The following is a 25714-nucleotide window of genomic DNA, read 5'->3' as shown; positions in this document are numbered from 1 at the left end:
AGGATTCGTCTGCTAAAAAGGTCATGTACGGGAAAAATCCGTTTTTATTGACTGTTTGATTCTTGTATAAGAAGACCAAACTTCTTCTGATATATCAATATGAGGAATAAAATCTTTTCCTTTCGGACCATAGCCATTCTCATCGTCGTGGAGTCGCTCCATTTCTCCTAACACCAGTGCATAGAAATATTCCTTCGGCCATTGGTGGTTCAGTTCTTTTACTGTAAAGATGATCTCCTCAGAAAAGTGAAGGATTTCCGGCACAAATGGCACAGCATTTACGAAAACAGTTTGTTCATTTTGCCATACTTTCTCAAAAGTTGCTCGAGTCCTGCGTTGCAGTGTCGGATCATTCATCAATAGGACTTTTTCTGGTACAGCATCTAAGGAATGAAGAATCTCCAGTGAAAAAGTGGCGTTCTCTCCAGAATTTGTAGACTTCGATTCTATCAGGAAAGCCTTATCGGGCAAATCATAGACTTCTTTTAGATACTGACGACAGATTTCACTTTCACTCATGCCTTCTTCAAAATGAAATCCTTGCTTTTCAAAATTCTCATAAAGGATCCTAGTCGCATGACCCACACCGCCGACCAAAAACAAACGTTCTACTTGACCATTTACATACATTTGTGCTGCTTTATCAGCTAAGATAGGAAGACCGTTTCCAGCTAAAATAAGTGTAGGTGCCGACAATTTCTCAAAATCTTTCTCATCAGGTGCGGCTAAAAAGGCTAATAACTGATTCCAGTCTTTTAGATTTCTCTGCTCGTTTTTTTCCAAAAACGCTTCATCCTTTCATCTGATTTTTTATACTTCATTGAGGCTTTCTCTCTTTGTCTCAATCCATTTGATTTCCCCATGACATCTTCCACAACGATATTTGTGTACATCGATTCTTCTTTTGCGGCAGATTGTGGCAGAACAATCTTGGCATTGATAATATTCGATCTTTATCTGTTTCTTCGTCAAGGCTGGCGCATAGCGCAACCCGCCTGTTTTTTTCAAAAGATACTTGAAATCCATATCTTTATGACGATATCCTCTTCCAGTGAGATGAAGATGATAATGGCAAAGTTCATGTTTGATGATTCCTGTAATCGTTTCTTTGTCTGACTCTTCAAACAGCTTTACATTAAAATCTAAATGATGATCGTTTAAATGATAGCGCCCGCCAGTTGTACGCAAGCGTGGATTGAACATAGCTTGGTGCTTGAAAGGACGCTGGAAGCTTTTTAATGATATCTCTTCTACTAACTGCTGCAGTTCTTCTTGTGTCAATTTTTGTTACTCCTCATTGTTACTCTTCATAAGGGGAAAGCATCGTCAAACTGATTCTGCCTTTTTTCGTATCAACTTGTTCTATCCAAACCGTCACGATATCTCCGACTGACACGACGTCTGTAGGATGCTTGACAAATTTTTTGCTGAGTTTTGAAATATGGACAAGTCCGTCTTGTTTCACACCGATATCGACAAATGCGCCGAAGTCGATGACGTTACGGACCGTTCCAGTCAATTCCATCCCTGGTTTCAAATCTTCCATACTCAACACATCTGTACGCAATAGGGGCGCTGGCATCTCATCACGCATATCTCGTCCAGGTTGTGTCAGCCCAGCTAAAATATCGGCTAACGTTTCTTCTCCGACTGATAAACTTTCAGCCAGTTTCTCCGCGGATAACCGTGTCAATTTTTCTACTGCTTCTTCTGTCCCAAGCTCTTTTTCTGAAAGATGGACGGTCATTAATATGTCTTTCGCAATAGAATAACTTTCGGGATGGATACCGGTGTTGTCCAAAATGTTTTTCCCACCAGGAACTCGCAAGAAGCCGATTGCTTGTTCATATGCTTTTGGTCCTAAACGTGGCACTTTTTTCAGCTGAGTTCGTGCAGTAAATTCTCCATTTTCTTCACGATAACTGACAATGTTTTGGGCAGTCGTTTTATTCAATCCTGATATGTGCTGCAAGAGCTGTGGACTAGCCGTGTTCACATCCACGCCTACTTGGTTGACCGCTGTTTCCACGACAAAATCCAATTGTTCAGCCAAACGTTTTTGCGAAACATCATGTTGGTACTGTCCTACACCGACAGCTTTAGGATCGATCTTGACTAATTCAGCTAAAGGATCTTGCAGACGACGGGCAATAGAAACAGCACTTCTTTCTTCTACTTGTAGATGCGGGAATTCTTTTCGTGCAATTTCGCTAGCGGAGTAAACAGAAGCGCCAGCTTCATTAACAATGGCGTAATAGGCTTTATGGTCGGCTGATTTCAATTGCTCAGCCACAAAAAGTTCTGATTCCCGACTGGCTGTTCCATTCCCGATAGCTACCATATCTACTTGATATTGATTGATTAATTGGATAAAAGCTGGACCAGCAGCTTCCCTTTTCGCTTGTGCTGCAGGTTTATGCGGATAAATGACTTCGATTGCCAAAACTTTTCCTGTCGCATCTACGACTGCTAGTTTACATCCAGTACGATAGGCAGGATCAAATCCCAGTACGACTTTACCTTTTAGCGGCGGTTGCAACAAAAGATTGCGAAGATTTTCTCCAAAAATAGCGATGGCTTGCTCATCCGCTTTTTCAGTCAATTCATTACGCAGTTCTCGCTCGATTGCCGGCTGTATAAAACGTTTATAACTATCTTGATAGGCTTCTCTTACAAAGGAAGAAGAAGGAGAGGCAGGGTTTTTCACTAATTGGCGATCCAAGTAAGCTAAAATTGCTGCTTCGTCTACTTGAAGGAATACTTTGAGAACCTCTTCTTTTTCTCCTCGATTAGTGGCCAATATCCGATGAGAAACCATTTTATGGACAGGTTCTGCAAAGTCATAATACATTTCGTATACGCCTTTTTCATCTGCTTGCTCATCCTTGACTTGGCTGACATACATGCCTTTGTTATACGTATAAGACCGAATCCAAGTCCGAAATTTTGCATTATCGCTGACTTGTTCAGCAATGATCTCATGCGCACCTTGCAACGCTTCTTCAGCAGAAGAGACTTCTTTTTCTTTATCGATATATTTTTCTGCTTCCGATTGCACCTCTCCATCTGTAAGCTGCATCAGCCACAGCGCGAGTGGTTCAAGTCCTTTTTCTTTAGCAATCGTTGCTTTTGTCCGTCGTTTCTGTTTGTATGGACGATATAAATCTTCCACTTGTTGCATTTTTACGGATTGCGTGATTTCTGTTTCTAACTCAGGGGTCAGTTTCCCTTGTTCATCGATCAGCCGAATCACTTCGTTTTTTCGTTTTTCTAAGTTTTCAAGATAGGCATACCGCTCTTCGATTTCACGAATCTGGACTTCATCAAGACTTCCCGTCATTTCTTTTCGATAACGCGCAATAAAAGGAACGGTGTTTCCTTCATTTAACAAATTAAGTACAGTCGTCAATTGCTTGGGACGATAGTCTGAAAGCTCTTTTTGTACAAGCTGAATGATTGTCTGGTTCAAATTTTCCGTCATTAAAATGCCTCTTTTCTGCTAAAAATTGCTTCTTTATTCTATCATACTTTTTATCATGGGTTAAACTGTTGAAAGAAACAATATTCTCTATACAAATAAAAAGAGCCGCAACAAAGTCGCAGCTCCTTCATTCTTTCCATTCGTCAGATTCCTTGCCAAGATCCTTCGTTGTTCTGATATTCAATGTCTTGAAGGATACTTTCCTTGTCAAAAACAACCCCATGCAATGACCCTCCGAATACAGCTCCACCGTCCATTCCGATTTTATGATCCTGAATCCAGAGGTCTGTTGTCTGCATATCTCCATGGAGCATTGGTGTAATCGTATGTCCAAATACAATTGTCTTACCTGTATTGTTTTTCCCTTCATGAAAGGGTTCCCGTATCCAAATAAAGTCTCTTGGACTTGTCTTACGCCAGTCTTTCTTTGTCAAATCCACTCCAGCATGGACAAACAGATAATTTTCCCATTCATAATACAAGGGGCGCTGGACTAAAAATTCAATCAGTTCTGGGTATCTTGATTGGATCATCATTGAGATTTCAGTCGGGGAGTATTCCTCCGACGCACCTGGGTGAAGTAGGCTTTCAAATGTTTCTTTTCCACCATTTCTGATATAAGGCGCATACCAGTCCTCCGGCGCTTGCAGAAATTGCAAAAAATATTCTTCATGGTTGCCCCGGAGATAAATGGCTCCTGTTTCTTCGACTAATTGCTTTCCTAATAGAAAACATTCCTTTGTACGAGGTCCTCGATCATTGAGATCTCCTAATAAAACAAGCTGATGGATCGTCGGATCATAATAGTGAATAAGTTTTTCAAAAAGATCATATTTACCATGGACATCGCCAATAGCATAAATCAATGATTTCATGTGGATCACCATCCTCAACGATAGTATAGCGCATATCGGAAATGGTCGACAATCAAAACTATTGTTTTCTATTTATTTAAAGCTGCAAATCGCAGTTCTGCTTCTTCTGGAGAGATTCCATGGTCTTGAACATAGCGGTTGCGTGGATGTTTCGCACACTCTACGCTACATGCTCCTAAATGTTTTTCTTCATTTTCAATAGAAGCAAGAATCTGACGATTGCACTCAGGATTGCTACAATTGATATATCGTTCACATGGTGTTCCGTCAAACCAGTCGCGACCGACGATTTGTTTATCTACTTGGTTGATATCGACAGCGATCCGTTCGTCAAACACATACATCTTGCCGTCCCATAATTCCCCTTTAACTTCAGGATCCTTACCATAAGTAGCAATACCGCCATGCAGCTGTCCGACATCTTTGAATCCTTCACGGACAAGCCAACCAGAAAACTTCTCGCAACGAATACCACCAGTACAGTAGGTCACTACCCGTTTTTCCATAAATTCTTCTTTGTGCTCGCGAATCCAGTCTGGAAGCTCTCGAAAACTGCGTATATCTGGGCGTACAGCCCCTCGAAAATGCCCCAAGTCATATTCATAATCATTCCGTGCATCAATCACCACTGTCTGTTCGTCTAAAATAGCTTCTTTAAATTCTTGCGGTGAAAGATAAGCACCTGTCACTTGGTTTGGATCAATGTCCTCTTCTAGCTTTAAACTTACAAGCTCTGGACGGTATCTTACAAACATCTTCTTAAAGGCATGTCCTTCGCTTGGATCGATCTTGAACATCGTATCAGCAAATCGAGGATCAGCTTTCATTGCTTCCATATAGGCAGTCGTGTTTTCAACGGTTCCAGACACAGTACCATTTATTCCTTCTTCAGCTACTAGAATACGACCTTTAAGATCTAAAGATTTGCAAAAGGCTAAATGATTTTTGGCAAATTCCTCTGGTTCTTCTATTTTTGTATAATTGTAATAAAGCAGTACTTGATAATCCATGTATTTCTTCCTTCCTTCTTTTCGTTCCTAAACAGTATAAAGAAGGCGTTCGCATTTGACGATTTATTTGCTTGTGTATAATTACGCATGCGTTTTTTTATTTACATAATATTATTATTTGAATTAAAAAGACTTTGCTTTTCTGTTTCGCACAGAAAAACAAAGTCTTTGTTTCTATTATTTACCTGTAACCGCAAAGTAATTGCCATCAGGATCAGCAAAGTTGAAGACATATTCTTCTCCAAGCTGTACCATATCACCTAATGTGACTGATTGCGTCTGCATTTTTTTATATAGTCCAAAGATATCTTTGCTGTAAAACATCAAAGATGGGGCACTAGTAGCTGTGCCAGGTGAATGGGACTCAACAAACGCTCGATCATATAACACGAATGAGGTTTGACTGTCCTCAACTCCTACTTCAATTACAAGCGTCCCATCCATTTCTTGACGATCTTTTTCCGCAAAGCCAATTGCTCTCCAAAACGCTACATTTTTTTCTACATCGTCCACATAAAGCATGATTTTTATTTCATTCGTAAACATCTGTTTCCTCCTAAACGATCTGTTCTAACATTCCCCACTTTGTCAGTTTACCATAGGAAAATGGGGAAATCTACGAAAGCCCTCAACAGAATCATCCTACTTAAATACGCTTTTCTTTAATAATAAATAAGTTGGTTGTTTTTATTATTCACGCTTTCACTTTTCGGAATAAATATTTTGTACTTATATGGAATGAATAAAAAAACATACTAAGAGAGGAGAACATCATTTATCAATGATGTTCCCCTCTAATCTTAGTATGTTTTTAACTATGCATTCACATCGATCACTTTAGAATCATCATTGATGACATCGCGATCTAAATCTTTGATGCTTGCACTTGTCACGATACCAGCTACCATGCTACCGCTGACGTTTACTGCTGTGCGTGCCATATCGATTAATGGTTCAACAGAGATAACTAACCCAACGATTGCTACTGGCAAGTTCATTGCCCCTAAAACGATCAGTGAAGCAAATGTTGCGCCCCCACCGACTCCAGCTACACCAAAAGAACTGATTGTTACAATTGCCACAAGCATCAAAATAAATTCCAAACTAAAGACATTCACTCCAGCTGCTGGTGCGACGATCGTTGCCAACATAGCTGGATAAACGCCAGCACAGCCGTTTTGTCCAATAGACAAACCAAAACTTGCTGAGAAATTAGCTGTTGCATCATCTACTCCTAAAGCTTTTGTCTGAGTCTCGATGTTCAATGGCAAAGCTCCAGCACTTGAACGTGAAGTAAACGCAAAGCTCAATACCGGAAAGGCTTTTTTGAAATAGTTGATTGGATTAACTTTTGCACCAATCAAAATCAGTGAGTGGACAATCAAAACAGCAAGCAAGGCTACGTAAGATGCAACGACAAATTTACCTAAATTGACGATAGCTGCAAAATCACTTGTTGCCAAAACGTTTGTCATCAAAGCAAATACCCCATATGGTGTCAAACGCAGAACAAGCGTCACGATCCGCATAATGATTTTATACAGACTGTCGACTAAATCTGAAAAGAATGCTGCTTCTTTTGGCGCTTTTCTTTTCACACCTAGATAAGCGATACCGACAAAGGCTGCAAAAATAACGACTCCAATCGTACTAGTTGCACGGCTACCTGCTAAATCAGCAAATACGTTTTTAGGGATAAAGGATAAAATCTGCTGCGGAATCGATAAGTTTTCAACCGTTTCCTGACGTGTCGCCAATTCAGAGATCCGTGCTGTTTCTGCTGCTCCTTGTGTGAATTTAGCTCCTTGAAGACCGAACAGCATCGTTGAACCGATTCCGATCAATGCTGCAATAGCTGTTGTACCAAGTAAAGAAGTCAGTACAGTTGCACTAATTTTCCCCAGCTTTTCAGAAACTTTCATTTTTGTGAATGCACCAATGATCGAAATGAACACTAGAGGCATAACTAGCATTTGCAAGAATGATACATACCCTTGTCCTACGATCCCGATCCATTCCATTGATTGAGTAACGACTTTGTCTTCTACACCAAAGATCAATTGAAGCAGACCGCCAAAGACGATACCAACTCCTAATGCTGTAAAGACGCGTGTTGAAAATTTTGTATGGCGCTTTTGCATACGATAGAACACATATAATAATGCCGCAAAAACTAGAACCACTAAAACTGTGATGAGTGTTGTCATTTTTCTCCTCCTCATATTATTAATGACAAGTCCATCGAAGGAAGTAAAGGTTCCCGAGAATGATTCTTCAACCATCCTCCTGAAAAATTTTTTTCAGTGACTTTTACATTTTAGACGATTTTTATCGAAATGACATTCTTTTTGCTTACAATTAGTAATAAAAAAACATACCTGCGATAGATTAAAACTATCGCAGACATGTTTTTACTGTCTATTCTTGTTTTTCTGATTGAAAATTCAATTTTACCCCAGGCTGATCCAAGGCGATCTCTGTCACCTCATAAGACATCCGGCGTACGATATCAAATAACGGTGCTACTAGCTCGTCCACCTCTTCTTGTGTGACATCATTTTGTCCTTCAATTTTCCGATTGAGGATATGATTGATCTGACTCACACTTCCAGATAAAACATATGTATCAAACACTAAACGGAACTCTAAGCGTGCTCCTACGATGCTATGTTCTTTCGGATAGTTTTCGATCGTTTCTTTCAAAGGCGAGAAGCCCACTTTCAAATCTGTTTCTACTTCTTGGTTCGGTAATCTCATATCATAATGAAATGCTTCTACTACTTCTTTTTGTCTTCTGATTTCCATATAATTTTATCACTCCTTTATAAAAATTATAACATATCTCCTTTGTAAGGGGATACTATTTTTTTACGTTACTCTGCAAGGATAGGATTTCATTCAAATTTCCTACCACATGATCTGCAGGAATCTCCCCCAGAAAATGATCAATATCGTAAAGACAAGTAACGACTCCTGCGTTTTTCCCCGCTTCGATATCTAAACGGCGATCGCCGATCATCATCGTGTCTGTTCTTTCTAAATGAAAAGTATCGATCAAATAATTTAACGATGCTGGATTCGGTTTACGAGGAAAATCCTGATCAATCCCTACTACTTCCTCAATCAGATGGGCTAATTGATACTCTTTCAGCAGTTCCCATGTCGATTCTGTCAAACGGTGGGTCAAGATGAAGTGACGTCCTCCATTGATTTTTAGACTTTCAAGTACTTGTTTCGTTTCTGGAAATGGACGGGAAGCTTCCTTGCTTTTTTTCTCATACCGATGAAACCATTCATTAAATTCATTGGCGTCCAAATTTGATTCATTGATCAAATAACTGGTGGAATATTTTTTCATTTTGAAGTAGATTTCTTTTTTATCCATACTGATACCAAAATCTTTTAGTGCTTGCCATGCACCATCTACCATTGCGGGATACGTATCAAACAATGTACCATCAAAGTCCCATATATAATTTTTCATGTTCTTTTTGTTCCATTCCTTTGCTTCTTTTTTCTATCTTTCACTATAGATAAATACGTTGATTAAAGTATTGTTTTCTCTAGAATCGTCAAATCGTCTGCTAATGTATATTGGATTGGTTGTGCGTTCGGGATATCAATTGTATCCATTTGATCCTCAGGAATATTTTCTAAATATTTTGTCAGTGCTCGGATGCTATTCCCATGACCCACAACTAGTAAATCTTTCCGATCTTTCAGTTTTGGTGCCAGTTGATCTTGCCACAAAGGAATGATCCGATTCACTGTCATTTCTAGACTTTCTCCGTACGGAATCAAATATGGATCCAAATGATCATATCTGCGGTCAAATCGGTTTTCTGCGGTTAACGGCGGAACTTCTGTATATCCTCTGCGCCATTTCTTTACTTGATCTTTTCCGTATATTTCTTTCATCTGATCCTTGTTTTTACCAACAAGATCCCCATAGTGCCGTTCATTCAGACGCCATGTTTTTACTATAGGAAGCCACAACTGCCCCATTTCTTCTAGTGCGGCTTGACCGGTAAGAATCGCGCGTTTTAAAACAGAGGTGTAAACCGCATCGAATTGAAGACCGGCTTCATACATTTTTTGACCGGCTACTGCTGCTTGTTCTTTTCCTTTTTCTGTTAAGGCGACATCTAGCCACCCTGTCCAGTAATTTTCAAAATTTGCTTCGCTTTCGCCATGACGCAATAATACTAATTTCATTTTTTTCTCCCTTAAACATTCGTTTCGAATTTTATGCCACATGTTTTGCATGTCACGCGTATTCGTCCTTTTCCTCTAGGCGCACGCTGCTTTTGATGACAATTCGGGCACTCAAAAAAAGTATAGCTTTTTCGTTCCGTTTTAGCTTGCTTTTTGTTTCTCATCTGATGATATTTTTCTTTGACTTTATCAAAATATTCCAAATAACGTTGATTTTCATTTAGTCTAGGATAGATTTTTTTTGATAGAAAACGAAATAGCATCCATCCGAAAAAGACGATGAACAACAATTGCCCGATCCTATATGGCAACCACCGACTTAGTAAACTAAAAAAAAGTGCGATAATCAATAGAACACGATTCAATTGATCAAATTTTGCATATCTTCCCTGCATAAGTTTTTGATAGTTCTGCTGAAACCGTATCAGTCTTTCTAACCATGTTTGCATCCTGTTATCTCCTCCATCATCTATCATTCATTATGACAAAAAAATCAAAAAAGAAAAAGCCTTAATTGGCCTTTTCCATTGCGACTTGATGAAGGACATTCCGATTTCTGGTAAAGTCGATCACAATCACTTTCTTTTTATCTTCTCTGTTGACTACACGGAATGTGTCCGTCAATGGCAAAAACAGCTTCTTAGATGGTAGCTGTTGCATACGTATAAAACGATGGATCATCGTAATCAATTGAGGGAATTGAATGGACGTATGAAGCAGATTTGGATATTTTTTCAACAGTTGAGTCGTTTTGATCAAATTCCGTTTTTTACTGATTACTTTTAAAAAGCTTTTTAGAATCTTTTGCTGACGTCTAAAAATAGAAAAAGAATTTTCATCATCTATTTGATAACGCATTTGTTTCTGTAGTTCTGCTGCAGTCAAATGAATCTTCTCATCGTTCGTATCGATCATCAAACCTTCTGGGAATAGCTCAACGACTGCTCGATCCCAAGATTCAAGAGAAAGCTCGATATAATCTTTTACCGGTAATTCCAATTCTGCCTCAAAAAAGTGCAAAACAGCCGATAGCCCTTCTGCTTGATAAATTTCTCCTAATGTTAGTCCCTCTAGATGGAACTCTGGTGAAAAATGCAGCAATGTTTTATTTTCCTGCAATTGAACATATAGAAATGTTGACCGCTCAATCAGAGTATCTTTTAAAACAACTAAAAAATTCATTTTTCTCCCCCTTTTTTCATCATTTTTAAAATAGCATATTTTGAAAAGAAAGTCTGATGCTTAGAGAAGAATTTCATAAAAATTTACTATTTCATAAGTATTCACGAAAAAAACATAAACAAAAAAGCGGAAATAACGTTCATCCGCCTTCTTGTTTAGGTTTATTTCTTCTTCAAATGCTTGTCTATGATTCAGGATTTTCTCTATCGTTAGTTTCATCCAAAAGTTCCTGCATCCCGATAATTTCCCGATACTGATGAATCTTAGTGATACCAATTACTTTATCTACATCAATACTAAAACAAATCCCGTTACCTGGAACATCGATGTTGATGCCTTGACCAATCGCATCCATCACTTGATTCGTCAAACTATCTGGTACTAATGTCAAAACAACATCTTTTTCTGGCGAGATGTCCAAACCTAAAAATTTCCCTGAATCATGTACACCAGAACCACGACCATGCAAGATTGTTCCGCCAGCTGCACCTGCTTCTTTTGAAAAGTCGATGACATCTTCACCTGTTCCTCCGTCCACGATCGTCACAATCATGTGAAGATTCAATGCTACAAGATCTTTCATTTGCTTTCCCCCAATTTTCGCAATCTTTCTTTTTCGATTCTGTCTTTTTCATCTTTTCGTTTATAAATATATCCTAGTACTAAAGTGGATAATATTGGTGTCAATGCAATCATTGCAACCACACCAAACCCATCAATGATCGGATCTCTTCCCTCAATTTGTGCAGCGATCGCCACGCTCATTGATAAAATAAATGTCGAACACATCGGACCCGTTGCTACTCCACCGTTGTCAAAAGCCATTGCTAAAAAGATCTTGTCCACTTTTCGTCCTAAAATAAATGCTAGCCCATATCCTGGGATCAAGAAATAATAAAGAGAGAATCCGACGAGCAAACGCCACATAGACAATCCTACTGCTGCGCCAATCCCAATCGAAATCACCATCAGCATGATTTTCGACCGGATCCTCCCTTCACTCAATTCTTCAACCTGTTTTACCATTACATGAATCGCCGGCTCAGCAAACCCTACTAGGAACCCCATCAAAAAGCCAAGGGGAACCAATATATAATTATAGGGCAATCCAGCGATCGTACTACCTAAATGCTGTCCTACCGGAACGTAAGCCATATTGACTCCGTGCAGGAAAAGAATCAACCCAATAGTCGTTATCAAGAAGCCTTTCATAATGTCAAAGAAACGCTTCTTGCGCATACGAAAACTAATGATATTCATCAAAACAAATAGAATCACGATAGGTGCCACTGCTAAAATAACTTCCATAGTAACGATCTCGATACCATCTATCACTTGCTGCCAGAAACTCATTGGAAGATCACCCCCAAAATCATTACGGCAAGAATTGGCCCTAATGAAGCAATACCAACCATTCCAAAGCTGTCATTTTCATTTTTCTTTTGTTTGATCATACTAGTCATCCCTCCGGCAAGGGCCAAGATAAATGGAACAGTTACTGGACCAGTAGTCACTCCCCCCGAATCAAAAGCAATCGGCATGAATTCGGAACTAGTGAAAAACGAGGCGAACAAAACGCCTATGTAGCCTATAGCCATCAATTGATAATAGGATAGCTTGAATACGACCCGAAGCAGCGCAAAGGCTAGAAATACTCCAGTGCCGACGCTGACGATCCCAATCAGCAACACTCTGCCAATCTCTCCGTCAGATATATCATATACTTGTTGTCCCAAAACTTGCACGGAAGGTTCGGCAATCGTGATCACGATCCCGATAGCAAACCCCAAACTGACCAAAACAGCCAAACTTTTCTTTTTGATCATATATTTCCCTACTAGATCTCCGACTTCCATCATGGAATAGTCTGCCCCAAACAAAAAGAGCGTCATTCCGATCATCATGATAGCCGCACCTACCAAGAATGAAGCGAGGTCTTCTCCTTCTAACGGCGCAAAAACAAACGTTAAAATGACAATCAGGACGGTCATCGGCAATATGGCAGCAATCACTTCTTTAAAATTTTTTAGCATGTATCCTCCTCCTTTACTCTTTAAGTTTACCTTAAAATGAAAGAGTTTTCGAGTATAAACTTAAAACGTTATCATTTAATTTTTCTCACCATAAAATAACACACGTCCCAAAAGTATCTTTTTACTTGGAAAAGATGACTTTGTAGGGACGCACTTACTGTTGTTTTTTATTTTACAGAGCCGATCATTCCTTGAACGAATTGCTTTTGCAAAACAAAAAATACGATGGCAGTTGGTAAAGTAGCAATGACTAATCCAGCCATGATCATTCCATAGTCTGGTGTATAGGAAGCACCCATAGCAGATAAAACAAGCGGGACCGTCCGTTTATCAGGAGACTGCAAAGCCACTAAGGGCCATAAATAATTGTTCCAGCTGCTCATGAATGTGATGATTGCTGCCGCTGCATAGGTATTTTTAGCCGTCGGCATATATACTCTAAAAAAAATACTTAGTTCTTTTAGACCGTCTAATCGAGCTGCTTCTACTAGATCTTTTGGAAAGGATTTAACATTTTGTCGGAAGAAGAAGATCAAAAAAGCAGTGCTGATAGATGGTAAGATTACAACTAAGAAACTATTGATTCCCAAAATCGTTCCGTTCAATTGTGAAAACATTCGATACAAAGGAATCATCAATGCCGCAAAAGGAACCATCATCGATAGCAGTAGAATATTGAAAATCAAGTCTTTTCGCTTGCTTTGATAAATCTCAAATCCATATCCTGCCATTGACGAAATCAGCAATGCAAACACAGTGGTCACTAGAGCGATCATTGCTGAATTCCAAAGGGAACGAGTAAAATTCAGTTCATTGGAAAACAAATTTTGAAAATTGATGATCAAGTTACTGCCAATCTTTATTTTTCCCGATGTGATATCCACGGGTGTATTCGTCATTCCCAGAATCATCCAGACAAAAGGGAAAATGGAAATAAATGATAGGATGCTTAATGCTGTATACTTTAATGCTGACCCAATTGCCGAACGAAGTCCTAAGGCTTGTTTTTTGACGTTGGGGTGTGCAATCGTTTCTTTTTCTACCATGCTTTTCATCGACTCTCTCCTCCTACTTTCGTTTGGATTATCGACAATATCACAATAAAGGCAACAATAACAAAGGAAACTGCTGCCGCATATCCAAAATTAGGCGTGAATTTATAACTCAAATTATAGATGTATTGAGACAGGGTGGTCGTTGCATTTGCTGGACCCCCGCCAGTAATATTTTGTACTTCATCAAAAAGCCGCAATGCCCCGATCGTCGAAGTAATGGAAGTAAACAAAATAATCGGTTTTAAATTCGGGATCGTCACTTTGATAAATTGCTGCCATTTAGAAGCACCATCAATAGATGCTGCTTCATAAATCTCCGAATCAATATTTTGCATGCCTGAAAGGAAAAAAATCATATTGTATCCAGTCCAACGCCAAGTGATCGAAAGAATGATCAGAACTTTCGCCCAAATTGGATGAGTCAGCCAGCCAATCGGTGTATCAATCATACCAATGCCCAACAACAAGTTGTTTACAAGGCCAGATTGAGAAAATAGACTTTTCATGATCAGAGAATAACTGACCATCGAAGTGATACACGGAAGAAAAATAGCTGTTCGAAACAACCCTTTATGTTTCAGCTTTTTATCATTTAAAAGGTTGCAAATAAAAAGCGCTAGAAACAGCATGATTGGTACTTGAACTAGTAAATACAGGAACGTATTGAAAAAAGCTTTTTTAAAAGTAGCATCTGTCAGCATCCGCTGATAATTACCTAATCCGTTAAATGTCATATTGACAGGGGGACCACTTTGAAAAGACGTGATCAAAGCCAAAACCATCGGAATAAAAACCATGATCGATATCAAAATGACTGGCAAGATTAAAAAAGCATGCCCGTTTTTGAATAAATCTTTCTGCTTCATTCTTTTCCCTCCAATTCTATCATTGATTATCTACATGAAAAGACAAGAAAGACAACGTCTGTAAAGCAGCCGCCATCTTTTTTGTCTTTTCGGTTGTCTGATAAAAAAGCAAAGAAATTTGCTTTTTCATCACCAATCAATTAGCCAACTGTGCTTCTACTTGTTTTTGTGTATCCGCTAGTACCTTGTCTGTCTCTTCTCCATTGATGTTTCGATGAAGAGCTTCGGCTACGACTGCTTCAATTGCATAGGTCTCATGTCCGTAATTCACTTCTGGAATTTCTGATGTTCATTTGGAAAAATCATCAAATACCTTTTGGCCACTGTAAAATTCTGAAGCTTCTTGATAAGCTTCTTGTTCATTTGCACTAAGCATCGTAGACACCAGTCCGATTTCTTTCGCAAGAGTGCCCATCAGTTCTTCATTCGATGCAAACGTTGCTTCGAGGAAATCTTTCGCTGATTCTTCTCCAGCTACTCCTTTGAGCACATACCAGCCAGCTCCGCCAAGGTTAGAAGCTTGCGCTTTTTGTAAATTTTCTGGCAGTGCAGGTATTGGCGCAATCTTCCATTTTCCAGATTGGTCTTCTGCTCCTTGGATCGTTGAAGAATACCAAGCGCCAGTTGGGCTAGAAGCTACTGCTCCTGATTGTATCGCAGTTACTCCAGCATTCCAGTCAGAAGTTTGTTCGACTAAGTCTTCTTTCAAAAGAGTGGCAAATAATTCAAGACCATACTTTAAAGATGCATTGTCTTGGATCGTGACCGTCTCCCCATCTTTGGACGTATACCATTCTCCCGCCTGTTGCATCATCATTCTTACTCGACTAAGATCAGAAGGATTGACTTCAGCGATTTTCTTTCCCGTCTTTTCTTTGACATCTCGCGCCACTTGAATATACTCTTCCCACTTCAGATTCTCCATATCCTCTTCTGTATAGCCTGCTTCAGCCATCAGATCCGTACGATAGAAGTTTGCTGTTACGCCCGAATCGAAAGGAACACCGTATATTTTTTCTCCTACTTTGTTTACCGCAAATTTATACGGTGCAAAATGATCTTCCTTTACAATAGCAGACAAATCAGCGAATGCATCTGGATAAGAAGTCAAATAGCCTTGTATCCTATAATCTTCAATCAAGACGATATTGGGCAATCCTTCTGTATTCCCACTTGCTAAAGCGGTGTTCAGTTTCTGAACGATATCATCCTGAGACATCGTAACAACTTCTATCTCTGTTTCTTCGTTCTCATAAATTTTTTTTGCTTCATTCACTGCTTTGATATTGAATGTCTCATCCCACGCCCAGACAGTGACTTTTTCTTCGTTGTCTGCTGTGCTACTAGCACTTCCACATCCTGTTAAGAAACCTGATGCTGCCGCTAAACAAACGACTCCAGCAATTAACTTTCTGATGTTCATTTTTATCCGCTCCTTTTCCATCCATTAGTTGTTTATGTTTACTACATTCATCATACCAAAATTTGAAAACGGTTTCTTTATTATCCAGATACTTCAAAAATTTCTCCTAAAATAATAAAAAAATACAAATCAACTATGACAAAAGGAATAATCTTAGCATCTAGACCAAAGATCGAAAGGGTGGAGGTTTCTTTAAAATAAAAATATCCTTGCATTTTCTCCTAGAAATAAGTATTTTTAAATTACAAGACTATTCTTAAGGCGGGTAAAAAAATGCCAATACGCGTAATTCTTATCGATGATGAACAGACGATTTTAGACGGAATGAAACAGTTGATCAATTGGTCTGAGCACGGGTTTCAATTAATAGGAACTTTTTCCAGCCCATCGAAAGCGCTTGACTTTTCTTTGGCACATGCAATCGATATCGTGGTCACAGATGTAATGATGCCTGAACTAAATGGAATCGAATTATCGCGGCTATTAAAACAGCAACAACCTGAAACACAGATCCTTATCCTCTCTAGCTATGATGAATTTGATATGGTTAAAGATTCTTTTAAAGAAGGCGTCGCTGATTATCTTTTAAAGCCTCGATTGAGTCCTGATTTTTTTCTAAATTCCTTAACTGCCGTTTCACAAAAAATCAAAAAAAAGCCCAATCACCGATCGTTATGAGCAGATCTGCGAGAATCTTTCACAGCAGATTGCTGGACAAACTCGTCCATTGCTTGACCCTCTTCTTTTTGAACACACCTTGTTTTTTCTGTTATATACCGAAAAACGGCCATTCAGTTCAAAACAAGGCTCTAAACAAAAACAGTCGATTATCCATTCATTGATGGATAGCGACGATTTGTTTACTATTTATCCCTTTTCTACCTTTTCGGAAGAATCCGGCTATGTGATCAATACTGATTCCAAAAATACGCTTAGGAAGTTTGTTCAAAAGTTTCGTCAAGAAATTTTTCCAGGTGATTTTTTTGTTGTTTCTGACTCTTTTGCAATCCAAGATATCAATGAAATATTCCAAGAAATCAGAAATTGCACCAAAGGACAACGTTTCTATCATAAGGCAAAGAACCTTGCTTATCAGCATGAACTTCTTCCGTTATCAACCAACCACGAGCAGCAAGCAAGTAGCTATTTAACAAAAATCGTTCATAAAGACTACGCTTTAGCTGTCAAAGAACTTGAGGGTTTCTTCACGACAATATTGGAACAGCCTATTGATCCAGCTTATTTGAAACATGAGGCAATCAATCGTTTCTATGCATTACTCAACGCTTTGGCTGACGAATATGTTGGGAATGAAGAACTTTCTTTGCTCAAGATCGCCCTTCCTTCTTTATTAGCCGATGCTGAGTATTTCGAAGATTTTTCTATTCTTGTCAAAGAAACACTTGAGAAACTCACCCACTTTTCTGCAAATGCAATAAAAGACAATTTCGATATCTTGACTTTGATCTACGAGTTCGTCCAGGAAAATTATGAGAAAGAAATCAATTTACAACTTCTATCCGAAAAATATCATTTTTCATATAGCTATCTCTCAGCTATCTTTACTGAAAAATTTGGTATCAACTTTTCAAAATATCTAAAAAAAGTCCGTATTAGTAAAGCCAAGCTCTTTTTAACGGAAACACGGCTTACTTTGACGGAAATCTGTGAGAAAGTCGGCTATACCGAACTGGGTTATTTCTCCAGAGTTTTTAAAGAAGAGACAGGAATGACACCTTCTCAATACCGTAAAGGAACTTTTGTAAAATGAGAAAAAAAATCAAAGAGCATGAACTCTTTACCAAACTTCTGTTCATTTTGTTCATCGGTCTTTTTCTGCAGGCCATCGTCATCTCTTTGTTTATTTATCATCGATCAAGGCATGCCTATATCCAGCTGTTCAATCAATCGAATGATGTGGTACTAAAAAAGATCCAATCTGAATTTGAAAGCTTGAATGATGCAATCGAGAATACATTAGCCGCTTTTGATTCCAACCCAGCTGTCGAAAGCTATTTTTCCAATGGTCCAGTCCAACATATGGAACAGCTTCAGCAACTAAGAACAATCCAAAAAATGAATGACTCGCTTTCAAAAATCCATCCAATGATCGATTACGATATATTGATCTTTGGAGAAAATGGAAGAACTTTTGTCGGAAATGACATGCTCACTGCCGTATCTGCCGATTCTTTTTTTCAATCTGCGATTGCCCAGAGAGTGAATGAACGTGCTGCGGATACACAAATGCTTTTTGCACAATACGGATTGACTCTTCGAGATAAGAAAGCACCCAGCGTCTTTTTTGTCAAAAAACTGAAAAACACATTGAATCATATTTACGGATATGCTGTTTTATCGATCTCATCCAAGCAACTAGCGAATCTTTTTCAATCTGTAGTAAATCCTGAGATATCGAAGATCTCCTTCATGAACGAAGAACAGACGATCATCGCATCAAATGAAGAAAATACAATTGGGAGCCGATCAATGATTTTCAAAAAACTAACAGTAGGTGAAACAACGATTTCAAATGGACAGCAGTTGACCCGTCTTCCTTTGTACCGCCAGGATTGTACATTACTCAGTCAAGTCGATCTTCATTCTTTGTCTAACCAAATGGGCGTGATTTTTCCGATTATTTTGTATAATATCGTGACACTTGCTTTTGCTGGCTCATTGGTATTTATGTATTTGGATCGACACACAAAATCGATCTACTGCTTGATTGATTCGCTAAAACGGCTAGAGGAAGATGGCTTAAAAGCTACTGTTCCTGTACAAGGAAGCCATGAAGTCCAATTGCTAGGGAATACGATCAATCAATTGCTAAGTAATGCTCAGCATCATTATGAACAGACGATCCAAGACGAAAAGAAGAAACGTTCGCTTGAAATCCAAACTATGCAAGCACAGATACAGCCCCATTTTATTTATAATACGCTGACTAGCTTGAAATTTTTGATTTGGCAGAAAAAAACAGATGAAGCAGTTCAAGGAATCGACAGTTTCATTACTTTACTAAGAAGTACGATTGGGAAAAAAGAAGAAGTGATTCCAGTCAAGGAGGAAATCAAAAGCGTACAAAGTTACATCGATCTTTTGAGTATGCGATATGGCGAAAGAATCTCGGCTAAAATAATGATTCCTGATGAACTGCAGTCATTATCTATGCCGAATATGATCCTTCAACCAATTATCGAAAACGCCTATCTTCATGCTTTTCACAATAAAACGCAAGGATTCATCACGGTGTACGGCAAAACAAAAAATCAGCTTCTTTTATTCGAAGTGATTGATAACGGCGATGGCTTCGATACTGAAAATACCAAACAAAAAAATGATCATTTCTCAGGAATCGGCATCAGCCATGTAGATGAGCGGATACGCCTAATGTATGGCGATGCATATGGCTTAACGATCCAATCAGTGATTGGGACAGGAACGACTGTAACGATTTGTCTACCGCTTCTTCCTAAAAATCAATCAGAATATCAAAAATAAAGAATAGCCAAGCACTGATTTTTTTATTTTAAGTTAAATAAATCAATCAGTATTCTTGACTTTCATCTACGCGTCTATTCTACTGTCAGCACTGGATAACAGCCCAATATTTGACTTTCTCCTCCGAGCATCTTGATTTCTTGGAGCGCATTCTCTACTAATGTCATTGGACGGTCCAACAACAAATCGATCACGAAAAAATATTCTCCCAAACTGGTTTTCAATGGTCGGGATTCAATCTTACTTAAGTTGATCTCCCGCCATCCGAAAGCTGCCAGCATTTTATGAAGCATCCCTGGCCGATTAGCAGGTAGTGTCAAGATGACACTCATTTTTACTGGAGCTGGCTGCTGGCTGGTCATCTTTCGGTCACCTATGATCCAAAAACGTGTCTGATTCAACTCATTATCTTGGATATTCTCAGCTAAGATCTCCAATCCAACATGCTGTGCTGTTTCTAATGAAGCAATCGCTGCTGCGTCTTCTTTCGGATGTTCTGCTACATACATTGCTGCAGCAGTTGTTGATTCTGTTGCTACTAAAGGTACATTTGGATAATGCGTTTCTAAAAACTGTTGTGATTGTGCTAGTGCTTGGGGATGAGAAAGGATTTTTGTAATCTTTGTTGCTGGATTGCCTAAAAGCTGCTGCTTGATAGGAAGAACGATTTCACTTTTAACTTCGACTTCTGGATGTTTGGAAAGAAGATCGATTGTGTGATGAACAGATCCTTCCAATGAATTCTCTACAGGAACGACAGCCAGATCGACTTGTTTGCGAAACAAAGCGCGCAAACAAGCAGGGATCGAAGCATACGCAGTCAATTGTTCTGTAGGAAATAGCTGACAAGCCGCCTGATAAGTGAATGAACTTTCTGGCCCTAGATAGCTGACGTTCATATGCTTTTGATCCTTTCTATAATGGTATCGATGATCTTTTCTGGTGTTTGATTGGTCGTGTTGATTCGATGTGTCGCACTTTCTTCATACCAAGAAAGTCGTTGTGCCAATAATGCTTTTATTTCTTCTCTTGTTTTTCCAAGAGCTAAAGGTCGAATAGCTGTTTTATCTTGTTGGATACGATCTACTAGACAGTCCGCTTCTGCCTCTAAGTAAAGAACAATCGGCTGTGTTTTTAAAAAACGCCGATTTTCTGCACTTTGGACAATCCCTCCACCAGTCGCGATAATTTTATCTTCATTTGACAGCTTTCTTAAAATATCTGACTCTACTTTTCGAAAGCTTTTTTCACCGTAATAGTGAAAATATTCGGCAATCGACAATTGGATATGTTCCTCAATCTTTGTATCTAAATCTACATACTCTTTTTGTAAACGTTGAGCTAACCCTTTACCGATTGTTGTTTTTCCAGCGCCCATGAAACCAATCAGCAAAATGCTAGCCATGAGCTTCTCCTCCTGACACAAGTTCTGCTAAATCGTCAAAAAATGCCGGATAAGAGATTGAAACAGCTTCAGCTCCTTCTAGTTCGCAAGGTCCATCAGCTATCAAAGCAGCTACTTGCAGCATCATACCGATTCGATGATCGCCTCTGCTGGACACTTTTGCGCCCTGCAGAGGTGTCGGCCCATGGATGATCAGACCGTCTGCTGTCGCTTTTATCTTTGCTCCCATTTTCTGTAATTCTTCTGCCACCGCATCAATTCTGTTGGTTTCTTTTACTTTTAATTCTTCTGCGTCTTTGATGATCGTGATTCCTTCTGCTTGAGTAGCCACCAAAGCTAGAATAGGCAATTCATCAATCAGACGTGGAATGATTTCTCCACCAATCGTTGCTTTCTTCAAATGACTCGTCTTGACACTTAAATCAGCCGATTGGTTCTGTTCATTGTGATTCGTCTGGGTAATCGCTGCGCCCATCTCCTCCAACACATCTAAGATACCGGTTCTTGTTGGATTGACCCCGACATTTTTTAACAACAGTTGGCTTTCCGGAACAAGAAGCCCTGCTGCTAGAAAGAAAGCAGCCGATGAAATATCGCCTGGAACAGTTATCTGTTGACCAGTTAATTTTTGTGGTCCTGTTACCGTGATTGTTTTACCTTCTACTGAGATCCTTCCGCCAAATTGACGAATCATTTCTTCCGTATGGTTACGGGAACGTTCTTTTTCAACGATTACGGATGTGCCTTCTGCTTGTAATGCCGCAAACAGCAAAGCAGATTTGACTTGCGCACTGGCTACAGGCATATTGTATCGGATAGGTGATAAAGAGTTGGTTCCTGTCACAGTGATTGGTAGATACTGCTCATTCTCTTTTCCTTGCAAGTCAGCGCCCATCTCGCGTAAAGGTTCCATCACTCGCCCCATTGGACGTTTAGACAACGAAGCATCCCCGAACAGAGTAGTCGTAAAAGGCTGTCCAGCCAAAATACCCATCAATAAACGTATGGTCGTACCGGAGTTTCCCATGTCGATTGATTCGGTTGGTTGGACAAATGAGTGGCTACCGCGACCATGAATCTTGATCATCTCTTCCTCTTCTTCGATTTCAACGCCTAATTGCTGGAAGGCATGTAAAGTACTCAGACAATCTTCTGCGCGCAAAAAATTTTGTATAGTCGTCGTTCCTTCCGCAATTGCCCCAAACATGATGCTGCGATGAGAAATTGATTTGTCTGCTGGTATCCTAACAGTTCCTCTTAATCCATGTATTTGTTGTAATAATTGCATTTATCCAGCCTCCTATTTGATCCAGCAATGATAACTGGTATTAGACATAATGATTCTTTTTGCTTGTAACAAATCCTGTTGGTTTTTAAAACTGATTTGCAGTATTCCTAAAATATCTTCCCTGGTCTCTTGGATCTTCAAATTAATCAAAGAAACTCCCGCTTTTCCGATCAGTCCAGTTACTTCTGCAATAACGCCAGGTTCATCTGGCACATCGATAAATAAATCAAAAAAGGCAGGAATCGCGCCTTGCTTATGGACAGGCAACTGGTCTCGACTTTCTTTTGCCCGATTGAAAAAAGAAAAGATTTCCGATTGGTTCTCAGTCATGATCCATTCTGCTATTTGTGTCATTTCTTGTTGCCAATCTGCCAATCGTTCCAATAATATCTGCTTATTGCTCAACAAAATATCTGTCCACATGACAGGATCTGAGGAAGCGATCCTAGTGATATCTCGAAAGCCTCCTGCTGCCAGTTGTTTGGCTCGCGGATATTCTTGATTGAATTGTTCTGCCTGATTGACTAAACCGGCTGCCAGAATATGTGGAAAATGACTTAGCATTCCTGTTATACGGTCATGTTCTCCTGCTGTAAGAGTTACATATTTTGCTTTGGTTCCGCAAAATAGTTCTTGCAGTTTTTCAACATCTTTTTTCGTCTTTTCCAAAGGTGTAAAGATGTAATAGGCATTTTCAAATAGTTTAGCATCGGCTGCCTGTATACCTGATTTATGAGAACCAGCCATTGGATGTCCACCGACAAACCGAAGATTTTTCTGCTCAGCAGATGTCACGACTTGCTGCTTCGTACTGCTGACATCCGTAATGATGACGTGATCAGACAAGTTGATTCTTTCAAGGACATCAAGATAAGCTAAGGTTGTACGGACGGGAACGGCTAATAAGATAACGTCTGCTTGTTCTGCACCTGTTTCAAAATCATTTGCAACGTAATCAACGATCTGCTGTTCTACTGCTTGCTCACGGGTTTTTGACTGACTATCCCAACCAACTACTATCAGTTCTGGATTGGTCTGACGAATACAAAGTGCCATAGAAGCACCAATCAGTCCAAGCCCCACGATAAAAACATGTTGTGCCATCTTATTTGCCCCCTTTTTAATAATGTTTCAAGTAGTCACGGTACTCCTTCACTGCAGCTTTCAACTCAACAAGCGAATCACTTGGGAATTTTGACAATAGCTCTGTCGCTACCACAGTAGCTACAACATTTTCCGCAACGACGCTAGCTGCAGGAACTGCTGTACTATCCGAACGTTCTACACTTGCTTTGTAAGGTTCTTTTGTATCGATATCAACACTTTGAAGTGGCTTGTACAATGTAGGAATGGGTTTCATGACCCCGCGAATGACAAGTGGTTCGCCATTGGTCATTCCGCCTTCGAAGCCGCCTAGATTATTGGTACGTCGGAAATAGCCTCTTTCTTCTTCCCATAGGATCTCATCCATCACTTCTGAGCCTGGTAATGAACCAGAAGTGAATCCGACCCCAAATTCTACGCCTTTAAAGGCATTGATACTAACCACAGCTTGTGCGATTTTGGCATCTAGCTTCGTGTCCCATTGTACGTAGCTTCCTAATCCAGCTGGAACGCCTCCAACGAGCACTTCTACAATTCCTCCGATCGTATCTCCATTTTTCTTTGTCTGATCGATCAAATCTTTTATTCTTTGCTCAACTGCTGGATCAACAACTCGTACTTCTGACGCTTCAGAAATTTCTTTGATTTCTTGAATCGAGATATTTCCAGGTATTTCTGCTTGGATTCCACCAAAACAAATCACGTGTCCTGCTACGATGATGTCAAGTTCTTCCAGAATTTTCTTGGCAATTGCGCCGATTGCTACACGCATGGTCGTCTCTCTTGCAGAGGACCGTTCAAGCACATTCCGAAGATCTCGATGATGGTATTTCATACCGCCTACCAAATCCGCGTGTCCTGGACGCGGACGTGCAACTCGCCGCAGTGATTGGTCTTTTTCAGGCACTTCTGCTACAGACATGACAGTTGTCCAATTTTTCCAATCTTTATTTTCTACCACTAAAGTGACAGGTGAACCAATTGTTTTGCCGTGACGGATGCCAGACGTGATCCGAACACGATCTTTTTCGATCTTCATCCTTCCTCCTCTGCCGTAACCAGCTTGTCTGCGAGCGAGTTCATGATTGATTTCTTCTTCTGACAGAGGTAATCCTGCTGGTAGTCCTTCAATAATCGCTGTTAATTCTGGTCCATGGGATTCTCCCGCAGTCATATAACGCATTTTACAGTCCTCCTAAGTAATCTTTGAATGTCTCTGTGGGAACAGGAACGATTTTTGCTTGCCCAATCTTTTCTAGCAAGATGATATTCAATTGGCTTCCTCTTGCTTTCTTATCATGGGTTATCGCGTGGAATAATTCATCTGGATGACTTAGATCGTACGTAATCGGCAGATAGAATTTTTGAAGTATCCTTTCTAAAGCAGCTGTCGATCCAGTTGGAGACAAGCCGATTTTTTCTGCATGAGAAGTGATGGCTACCATTCCAATAGCTACTCCTTCTCCATGACTGACTACCCCATATCCTGCTGTATTTTCAATTGCATGGCCAATTGTATGACCAAAATTTAAAATAAGTCGATTTCCTTGGTCAAAGACATCTTCTTCCACTACTTTTCGTTTGATTTCCAACGTAGCAGTAATGATTGGAACAGCATGTTCCAGAAGATCTTTTTCGTCTTTCAGCTCGTTCAGCTGTTTCCAAAGCGTTGCATCTGCTATAGCTGCTGATTTGATGATTTCAGCGATTCCTTCTCGTAAACGACGTACCGGCAAAGTTTTTAGAACCTCAGGATCAATCAATACACCAGCTGGCTGGCTAAATGTTCCGACAAGGTTTTTCGCTTTGTTTGTATTGACTGCTGTCTTCCCGCCAATACTAGAATCTACTTGTGCAAGTAGCGTAGTCGGAATTTGAACGAAATGGATCCCACGCATGAACGTCGAGGCCACGAATGCGGCTAGATCACCCACCATTCCTCCACCAAGTGCAAGTATCCCATCGCTGCGGGTAAAATCATTATCTGCTAAAAAATCGTATAACTCAGCTGCTTGTTCTAAAGATTTACTGGTCTCACCCGCCGGTACGATTGAAAGGACTGGTTCAAAATTAGCTTGTCTCAATTGGAACATGATTTTTTCTGCATATAGTGGAGCAACGTTTGTATCAGTGATCACAGCTACTTTTTGAGGTCTCCAAATCGTTTGAAGCCATGATCCAGCCTGTTCTAGTGCGCCTTTTTCAATATGAATATCGTATTTTTGGTTATCAACATGTACAGTAAGCATTCATTTCACTTCTTTCTTTTAAAA

Annotated in this window: 25 protein-coding genes and 2 pseudogenes; 3 read left to right on the top strand and 24 right to left on the bottom strand. The window is 39.7% G+C overall.

The features are described 5' to 3' along the window. Nucleotides 1-21: 21 nt before the first annotated feature. The 18 genes and pseudogenes from IGJ87_RS05365 to IGJ87_RS05280 all read right to left on the bottom strand — a co-directional run bounded on the left by IGJ87_RS05365 (nt 22) and on the right by IGJ87_RS05280 (nt 16140). Nucleotides 22-783, bottom strand: a complete 762-nt coding sequence (locus IGJ87_RS05365) for a YdcF family protein (protein ID WP_002319130.1) — start codon at nt 781-783, stop codon at nt 22-24. A gap of 27 nt (nt 784-810) precedes the next feature. Then, nucleotides 811-1281, bottom strand: a complete 471-nt coding sequence (locus tag IGJ87_RS05360) for a SprT family protein (RefSeq protein ID WP_002291983.1) — start codon at nt 1279-1281, stop codon at nt 811-813. Between the two features lie 19 nt (nt 1282-1300). Beyond that, nucleotides 1301-3481: a Tex family protein gene (locus IGJ87_RS05355; RefSeq protein ID WP_002319129.1), complete on the bottom strand. Its 2181-nt coding sequence runs from the start codon at nt 3479-3481 to the stop codon at nt 1301-1303. A gap of 143 nt (nt 3482-3624) precedes the next feature. Further along, nucleotides 3625-4356 carry a metallophosphoesterase gene (locus tag IGJ87_RS05350; protein ID WP_002319128.1) on the bottom strand — a complete coding sequence of 244 codons (732 nt, stop codon included), beginning with the start codon at nt 4354-4356 and terminating at the stop codon, nt 3625-3627. A gap of 68 nt (nt 4357-4424) precedes the next feature. Further along, the gene (locus tag IGJ87_RS05345; protein WP_002327859.1) at nt 4425-5366 is read right to left on the bottom strand and encodes a rhodanese-related sulfurtransferase; all 942 of its coding nucleotides are present in this window, start codon (nt 5364-5366) and stop codon (nt 4425-4427) included. A 177-nt stretch (nt 5367-5543) separates the two neighbouring features. Beyond that, nucleotides 5544-5912, bottom strand: coding sequence for a VOC family protein (locus IGJ87_RS05340; protein WP_002319126.1), 369 nt, complete (start codon nt 5910-5912; stop codon nt 5544-5546). Between the two features lie 269 nt (nt 5913-6181). Continuing rightward, nucleotides 6182-7573, bottom strand: coding sequence for an L-cystine transporter (locus IGJ87_RS05335; RefSeq protein ID WP_002346344.1), 1392 nt, complete (start codon nt 7571-7573; stop codon nt 6182-6184). A gap of 211 nt (nt 7574-7784) precedes the next feature. After that, nucleotides 7785-8171 carry a DUF1149 family protein gene (locus IGJ87_RS05330; RefSeq protein ID WP_002291995.1) on the bottom strand — a complete coding sequence of 129 codons (387 nt, stop codon included), beginning with the start codon at nt 8169-8171 and terminating at the stop codon, nt 7785-7787. 55 nt (nt 8172-8226) lie between these two features. Further along, on the bottom strand, nt 8227-8850 hold the full coding sequence (locus IGJ87_RS05325; RefSeq protein ID WP_002319125.1) for an HAD-IA family hydrolase: 624 nt from the start codon (nt 8848-8850) through the stop codon (nt 8227-8229). Between the two features lie 62 nt (nt 8851-8912). Beyond that, nucleotides 8913-9581 carry a 2,3-bisphosphoglycerate-dependent phosphoglycerate mutase gene (locus tag IGJ87_RS05320; RefSeq protein ID WP_317726769.1) on the bottom strand — a complete coding sequence of 223 codons (669 nt, stop codon included), beginning with the start codon at nt 9579-9581 and terminating at the stop codon, nt 8913-8915. Nucleotides 9582-9592: 11 nt separating this feature from the next. Next, a complete protein-coding gene (locus IGJ87_RS05315; protein ID WP_002319123.1) occupies nt 9593-10030 on the bottom strand; it encodes a hypothetical protein in 438 nt (145 codons plus the stop codon). Between the two features lie 61 nt (nt 10031-10091). After that, nucleotides 10092-10763 (bottom strand): hypothetical protein, encoded by a 672-nt coding sequence (locus tag IGJ87_RS05310; protein ID WP_002327855.1) that lies wholly within the window; start codon nt 10761-10763, stop codon nt 10092-10094. A gap of 184 nt (nt 10764-10947) precedes the next feature. Continuing rightward, on the bottom strand, nt 10948-11346 hold the full coding sequence (locus IGJ87_RS05305) for a P-II family nitrogen regulator (protein ID WP_002292005.1): 399 nt from the start codon (nt 11344-11346) through the stop codon (nt 10948-10950). Then, the gene (locus IGJ87_RS05300) at nt 11343-12116 is read right to left on the bottom strand and encodes a DUF1538 domain-containing protein (protein ID WP_002319120.1); all 774 of its coding nucleotides are present in this window, start codon (nt 12114-12116) and stop codon (nt 11343-11345) included. Before IGJ87_RS05300 ends, IGJ87_RS05305 begins: the two co-directional genes overlap by 4 nt. Next, nucleotides 12113-12796: a DUF1538 domain-containing protein gene (locus IGJ87_RS05295; protein WP_002346345.1), complete on the bottom strand. Its 684-nt coding sequence runs from the start codon at nt 12794-12796 to the stop codon at nt 12113-12115. The genes IGJ87_RS05300 and IGJ87_RS05295 overlap by 4 nt, the downstream gene beginning before the upstream one ends. Before the next feature lie 167 nt (nt 12797-12963). Next, nucleotides 12964-13851 (bottom strand): carbohydrate ABC transporter permease, encoded by an 888-nt coding sequence (locus IGJ87_RS05290; protein WP_002327853.1) that lies wholly within the window; start codon nt 13849-13851, stop codon nt 12964-12966. Beyond that, the gene (locus IGJ87_RS05285; RefSeq protein ID WP_010721891.1) at nt 13848-14717 is read right to left on the bottom strand and encodes a carbohydrate ABC transporter permease; all 870 of its coding nucleotides are present in this window, start codon (nt 14715-14717) and stop codon (nt 13848-13850) included. The genes IGJ87_RS05290 and IGJ87_RS05285 overlap by 4 nt, the downstream gene beginning before the upstream one ends. 136 nt (nt 14718-14853) lie before the next feature. Further along, nucleotides 14854-16140: pseudogene (locus IGJ87_RS05280) on the bottom strand (ABC transporter substrate-binding protein). A gap of 273 nt (nt 16141-16413) precedes the next feature. On the opposite strand from IGJ87_RS05280, the pseudogene IGJ87_RS05275 reads away from it, so the two are divergent. From IGJ87_RS05275 to IGJ87_RS05265, 3 genes and pseudogenes are all read left to right on the top strand, one after another. Then, a pseudogene (locus IGJ87_RS05275) lies at nt 16414-16982 on the top strand (response regulator). Continuing rightward, nucleotides 16982-17911, top strand: coding sequence for a helix-turn-helix domain-containing protein (locus tag IGJ87_RS05270; protein ID WP_002346348.1), 930 nt, complete (start codon nt 16982-16984; stop codon nt 17909-17911). The pseudogene IGJ87_RS05275 and the gene IGJ87_RS05270 overlap by 1 nt, the downstream one beginning before the upstream one ends. Further along, entirely contained in the window at nt 17908-19644 is a 1737-nt protein-coding gene (locus IGJ87_RS05265) for a cache domain-containing sensor histidine kinase (RefSeq protein ID WP_010721894.1), read from the top strand. Before IGJ87_RS05270 ends, IGJ87_RS05265 begins: the two co-directional genes overlap by 4 nt. Before the next feature lie 74 nt (nt 19645-19718). Here IGJ87_RS05265 and pheA read toward each other — a convergent pair whose 3' ends face one another. Genes pheA through aroB form a run of 6 tightly spaced genes read right to left on the bottom strand, consistent with a single transcriptional unit; the run spans nt 19719 to nt 25690 of the window. Continuing rightward, complete coding sequence (gene pheA / locus IGJ87_RS05260) at nt 19719-20543, bottom strand: prephenate dehydratase (protein ID WP_002324965.1); 825 nt, start codon at nt 20541-20543, stop codon at nt 19719-19721. Next, nucleotides 20540-21049, bottom strand: a complete 510-nt coding sequence (locus tag IGJ87_RS05255; protein ID WP_002324966.1) for a shikimate kinase — start codon at nt 21047-21049, stop codon at nt 20540-20542. The genes pheA and IGJ87_RS05255 overlap by 4 nt, the downstream gene beginning before the upstream one ends. Beyond that, a complete protein-coding gene (aroA, locus tag IGJ87_RS05250) occupies nt 21042-22337 on the bottom strand; it encodes a 3-phosphoshikimate 1-carboxyvinyltransferase (protein WP_002325755.1) in 1296 nt (431 codons plus the stop codon). Before aroA ends, IGJ87_RS05255 begins: the two co-directional genes overlap by 8 nt. A gap of 12 nt (nt 22338-22349) precedes the next feature. Then, entirely contained in the window at nt 22350-23441 is a 1092-nt protein-coding gene (locus IGJ87_RS05245; RefSeq protein WP_002324968.1) for a prephenate dehydrogenase, read from the bottom strand. Nucleotides 23442-23457: 16 nt separating this feature from the next. Then, the gene (aroC, locus tag IGJ87_RS05240; RefSeq protein WP_317727204.1) at nt 23458-24624 is read right to left on the bottom strand and encodes a chorismate synthase; all 1167 of its coding nucleotides are present in this window, start codon (nt 24622-24624) and stop codon (nt 23458-23460) included. 1 nt (nt 24625) lies between these two features. After that, nucleotides 24626-25690: a 3-dehydroquinate synthase gene (gene aroB, locus IGJ87_RS05235; RefSeq protein ID WP_002324970.1), complete on the bottom strand. Its 1065-nt coding sequence runs from the start codon at nt 25688-25690 to the stop codon at nt 24626-24628. Between the last annotated feature and the right edge of the window lie 24 nt (nt 25691-25714).

Origin of the sequence: Enterococcus sp. DIV1411a (genome assembly GCF_050531945.1) — a bacterium.
GTDB classification, from domain to species: Bacteria; Bacillota; Bacilli; order Lactobacillales; family Enterococcaceae; genus Enterococcus_B; species Enterococcus_B faecium.
Note: the sequence above shows the minus strand (reverse complement) of the source record. Positions and strands in the feature narration are given on the sequence as shown.

What these genes read in the sequence shown, in the direction of transcription:
- IGJ87_RS05355 (WP_002319129.1), bottom strand. Translation starts at nt 3,481, where the DNA reads ATGACGGAAAATTTGAACCAGACAATCATTCAGCTTGTACAAAAAGAG.
- IGJ87_RS05350 (WP_002319128.1), bottom strand. Translation starts at nt 4,356, where the DNA reads ATGAAATCATTGATTTATGCTATTGGCGATGTCCATGGTAAATATGAT.
- IGJ87_RS05345 (WP_002327859.1), bottom strand. Translation starts at nt 5,366, where the DNA reads ATGGATTATCAAGTACTGCTTTATTACAATTATACAAAAATAGAAGAA.
- IGJ87_RS05340 (WP_002319126.1), bottom strand. Translation starts at nt 5,912, where the DNA reads ATGTTTACGAATGAAATAAAAATCATGCTTTATGTGGACGATGTAGAA.
- IGJ87_RS05335 (WP_002346344.1), bottom strand. Translation starts at nt 7,573, where the DNA reads ATGACAACACTCATCACAGTTTTAGTGGTTCTAGTTTTTGCGGCATTA.
- IGJ87_RS05330 (WP_002291995.1), bottom strand. Translation starts at nt 8,171, where the DNA reads ATGGAAATCAGAAGACAAAAAGAAGTAGTAGAAGCATTTCATTATGAT.
- IGJ87_RS05325 (WP_002319125.1), bottom strand. Translation starts at nt 8,850, where the DNA reads ATGAAAAATTATATATGGGACTTTGATGGTACATTGTTTGATACGTAT.
- IGJ87_RS05320 (WP_317726769.1), bottom strand. Translation starts at nt 9,581, where the DNA reads ATGAAATTAGTATTATTGCGTCATGGCGAAAGCGAAGCAAATTTTGAA.
- IGJ87_RS05315 (WP_002319123.1), bottom strand. Translation starts at nt 10,030, where the DNA reads ATGCAAACATGGTTAGAAAGACTGATACGGTTTCAGCAGAACTATCAA.
- IGJ87_RS05310 (WP_002327855.1), bottom strand. Translation starts at nt 10,763, where the DNA reads ATGAATTTTTTAGTTGTTTTAAAAGATACTCTGATTGAGCGGTCAACA.
- IGJ87_RS05305 (WP_002292005.1), bottom strand. Translation starts at nt 11,346, where the DNA reads ATGAAAGATCTTGTAGCATTGAATCTTCACATGATTGTGACGATCGTG.
- IGJ87_RS05300 (WP_002319120.1), bottom strand. Translation starts at nt 12,116, where the DNA reads ATGAGTTTCTGGCAGCAAGTGATAGATGGTATCGAGATCGTTACTATG.
- IGJ87_RS05295 (WP_002346345.1), bottom strand. Translation starts at nt 12,796, where the DNA reads ATGCTAAAAAATTTTAAAGAAGTGATTGCTGCCATATTGCCGATGACC.
- IGJ87_RS05290 (WP_002327853.1), bottom strand. Translation starts at nt 13,851, where the DNA reads ATGAAAAGCATGGTAGAAAAAGAAACGATTGCACACCCCAACGTCAAA.
- IGJ87_RS05285 (WP_010721891.1), bottom strand. Translation starts at nt 14,717, where the DNA reads ATGAAGCAGAAAGATTTATTCAAAAACGGGCATGCTTTTTTAATCTTG.
- IGJ87_RS05270 (WP_002346348.1), top strand. Translation starts at nt 16,982, where the DNA reads ATGGATAGCGACGATTTGTTTACTATTTATCCCTTTTCTACCTTTTCG.
- IGJ87_RS05265 (WP_010721894.1), top strand. Translation starts at nt 17,908, where the DNA reads ATGAGAAAAAAAATCAAAGAGCATGAACTCTTTACCAAACTTCTGTTC.
- pheA (WP_002324965.1), bottom strand. Translation starts at nt 20,543, where the DNA reads ATGAACGTCAGCTATCTAGGGCCAGAAAGTTCATTCACTTATCAGGCG.
- IGJ87_RS05255 (WP_002324966.1), bottom strand. Translation starts at nt 21,049, where the DNA reads ATGGCTAGCATTTTGCTGATTGGTTTCATGGGCGCTGGAAAAACAACA.
- aroA (WP_002325755.1), bottom strand. Translation starts at nt 22,337, where the DNA reads ATGCAATTATTACAACAAATACATGGATTAAGAGGAACTGTTAGGATA.
- IGJ87_RS05245 (WP_002324968.1), bottom strand. Translation starts at nt 23,441, where the DNA reads ATGGCACAACATGTTTTTATCGTGGGGCTTGGACTGATTGGTGCTTCT.
- aroC (WP_317727204.1), bottom strand. Translation starts at nt 24,624, where the DNA reads ATGCGTTATATGACTGCGGGAGAATCCCATGGACCAGAATTAACAGCG.
- aroB (WP_002324970.1), bottom strand. Translation starts at nt 25,690, where the DNA reads ATGCTTACTGTACATGTTGATAACCAAAAATACGATATTCATATTGAA.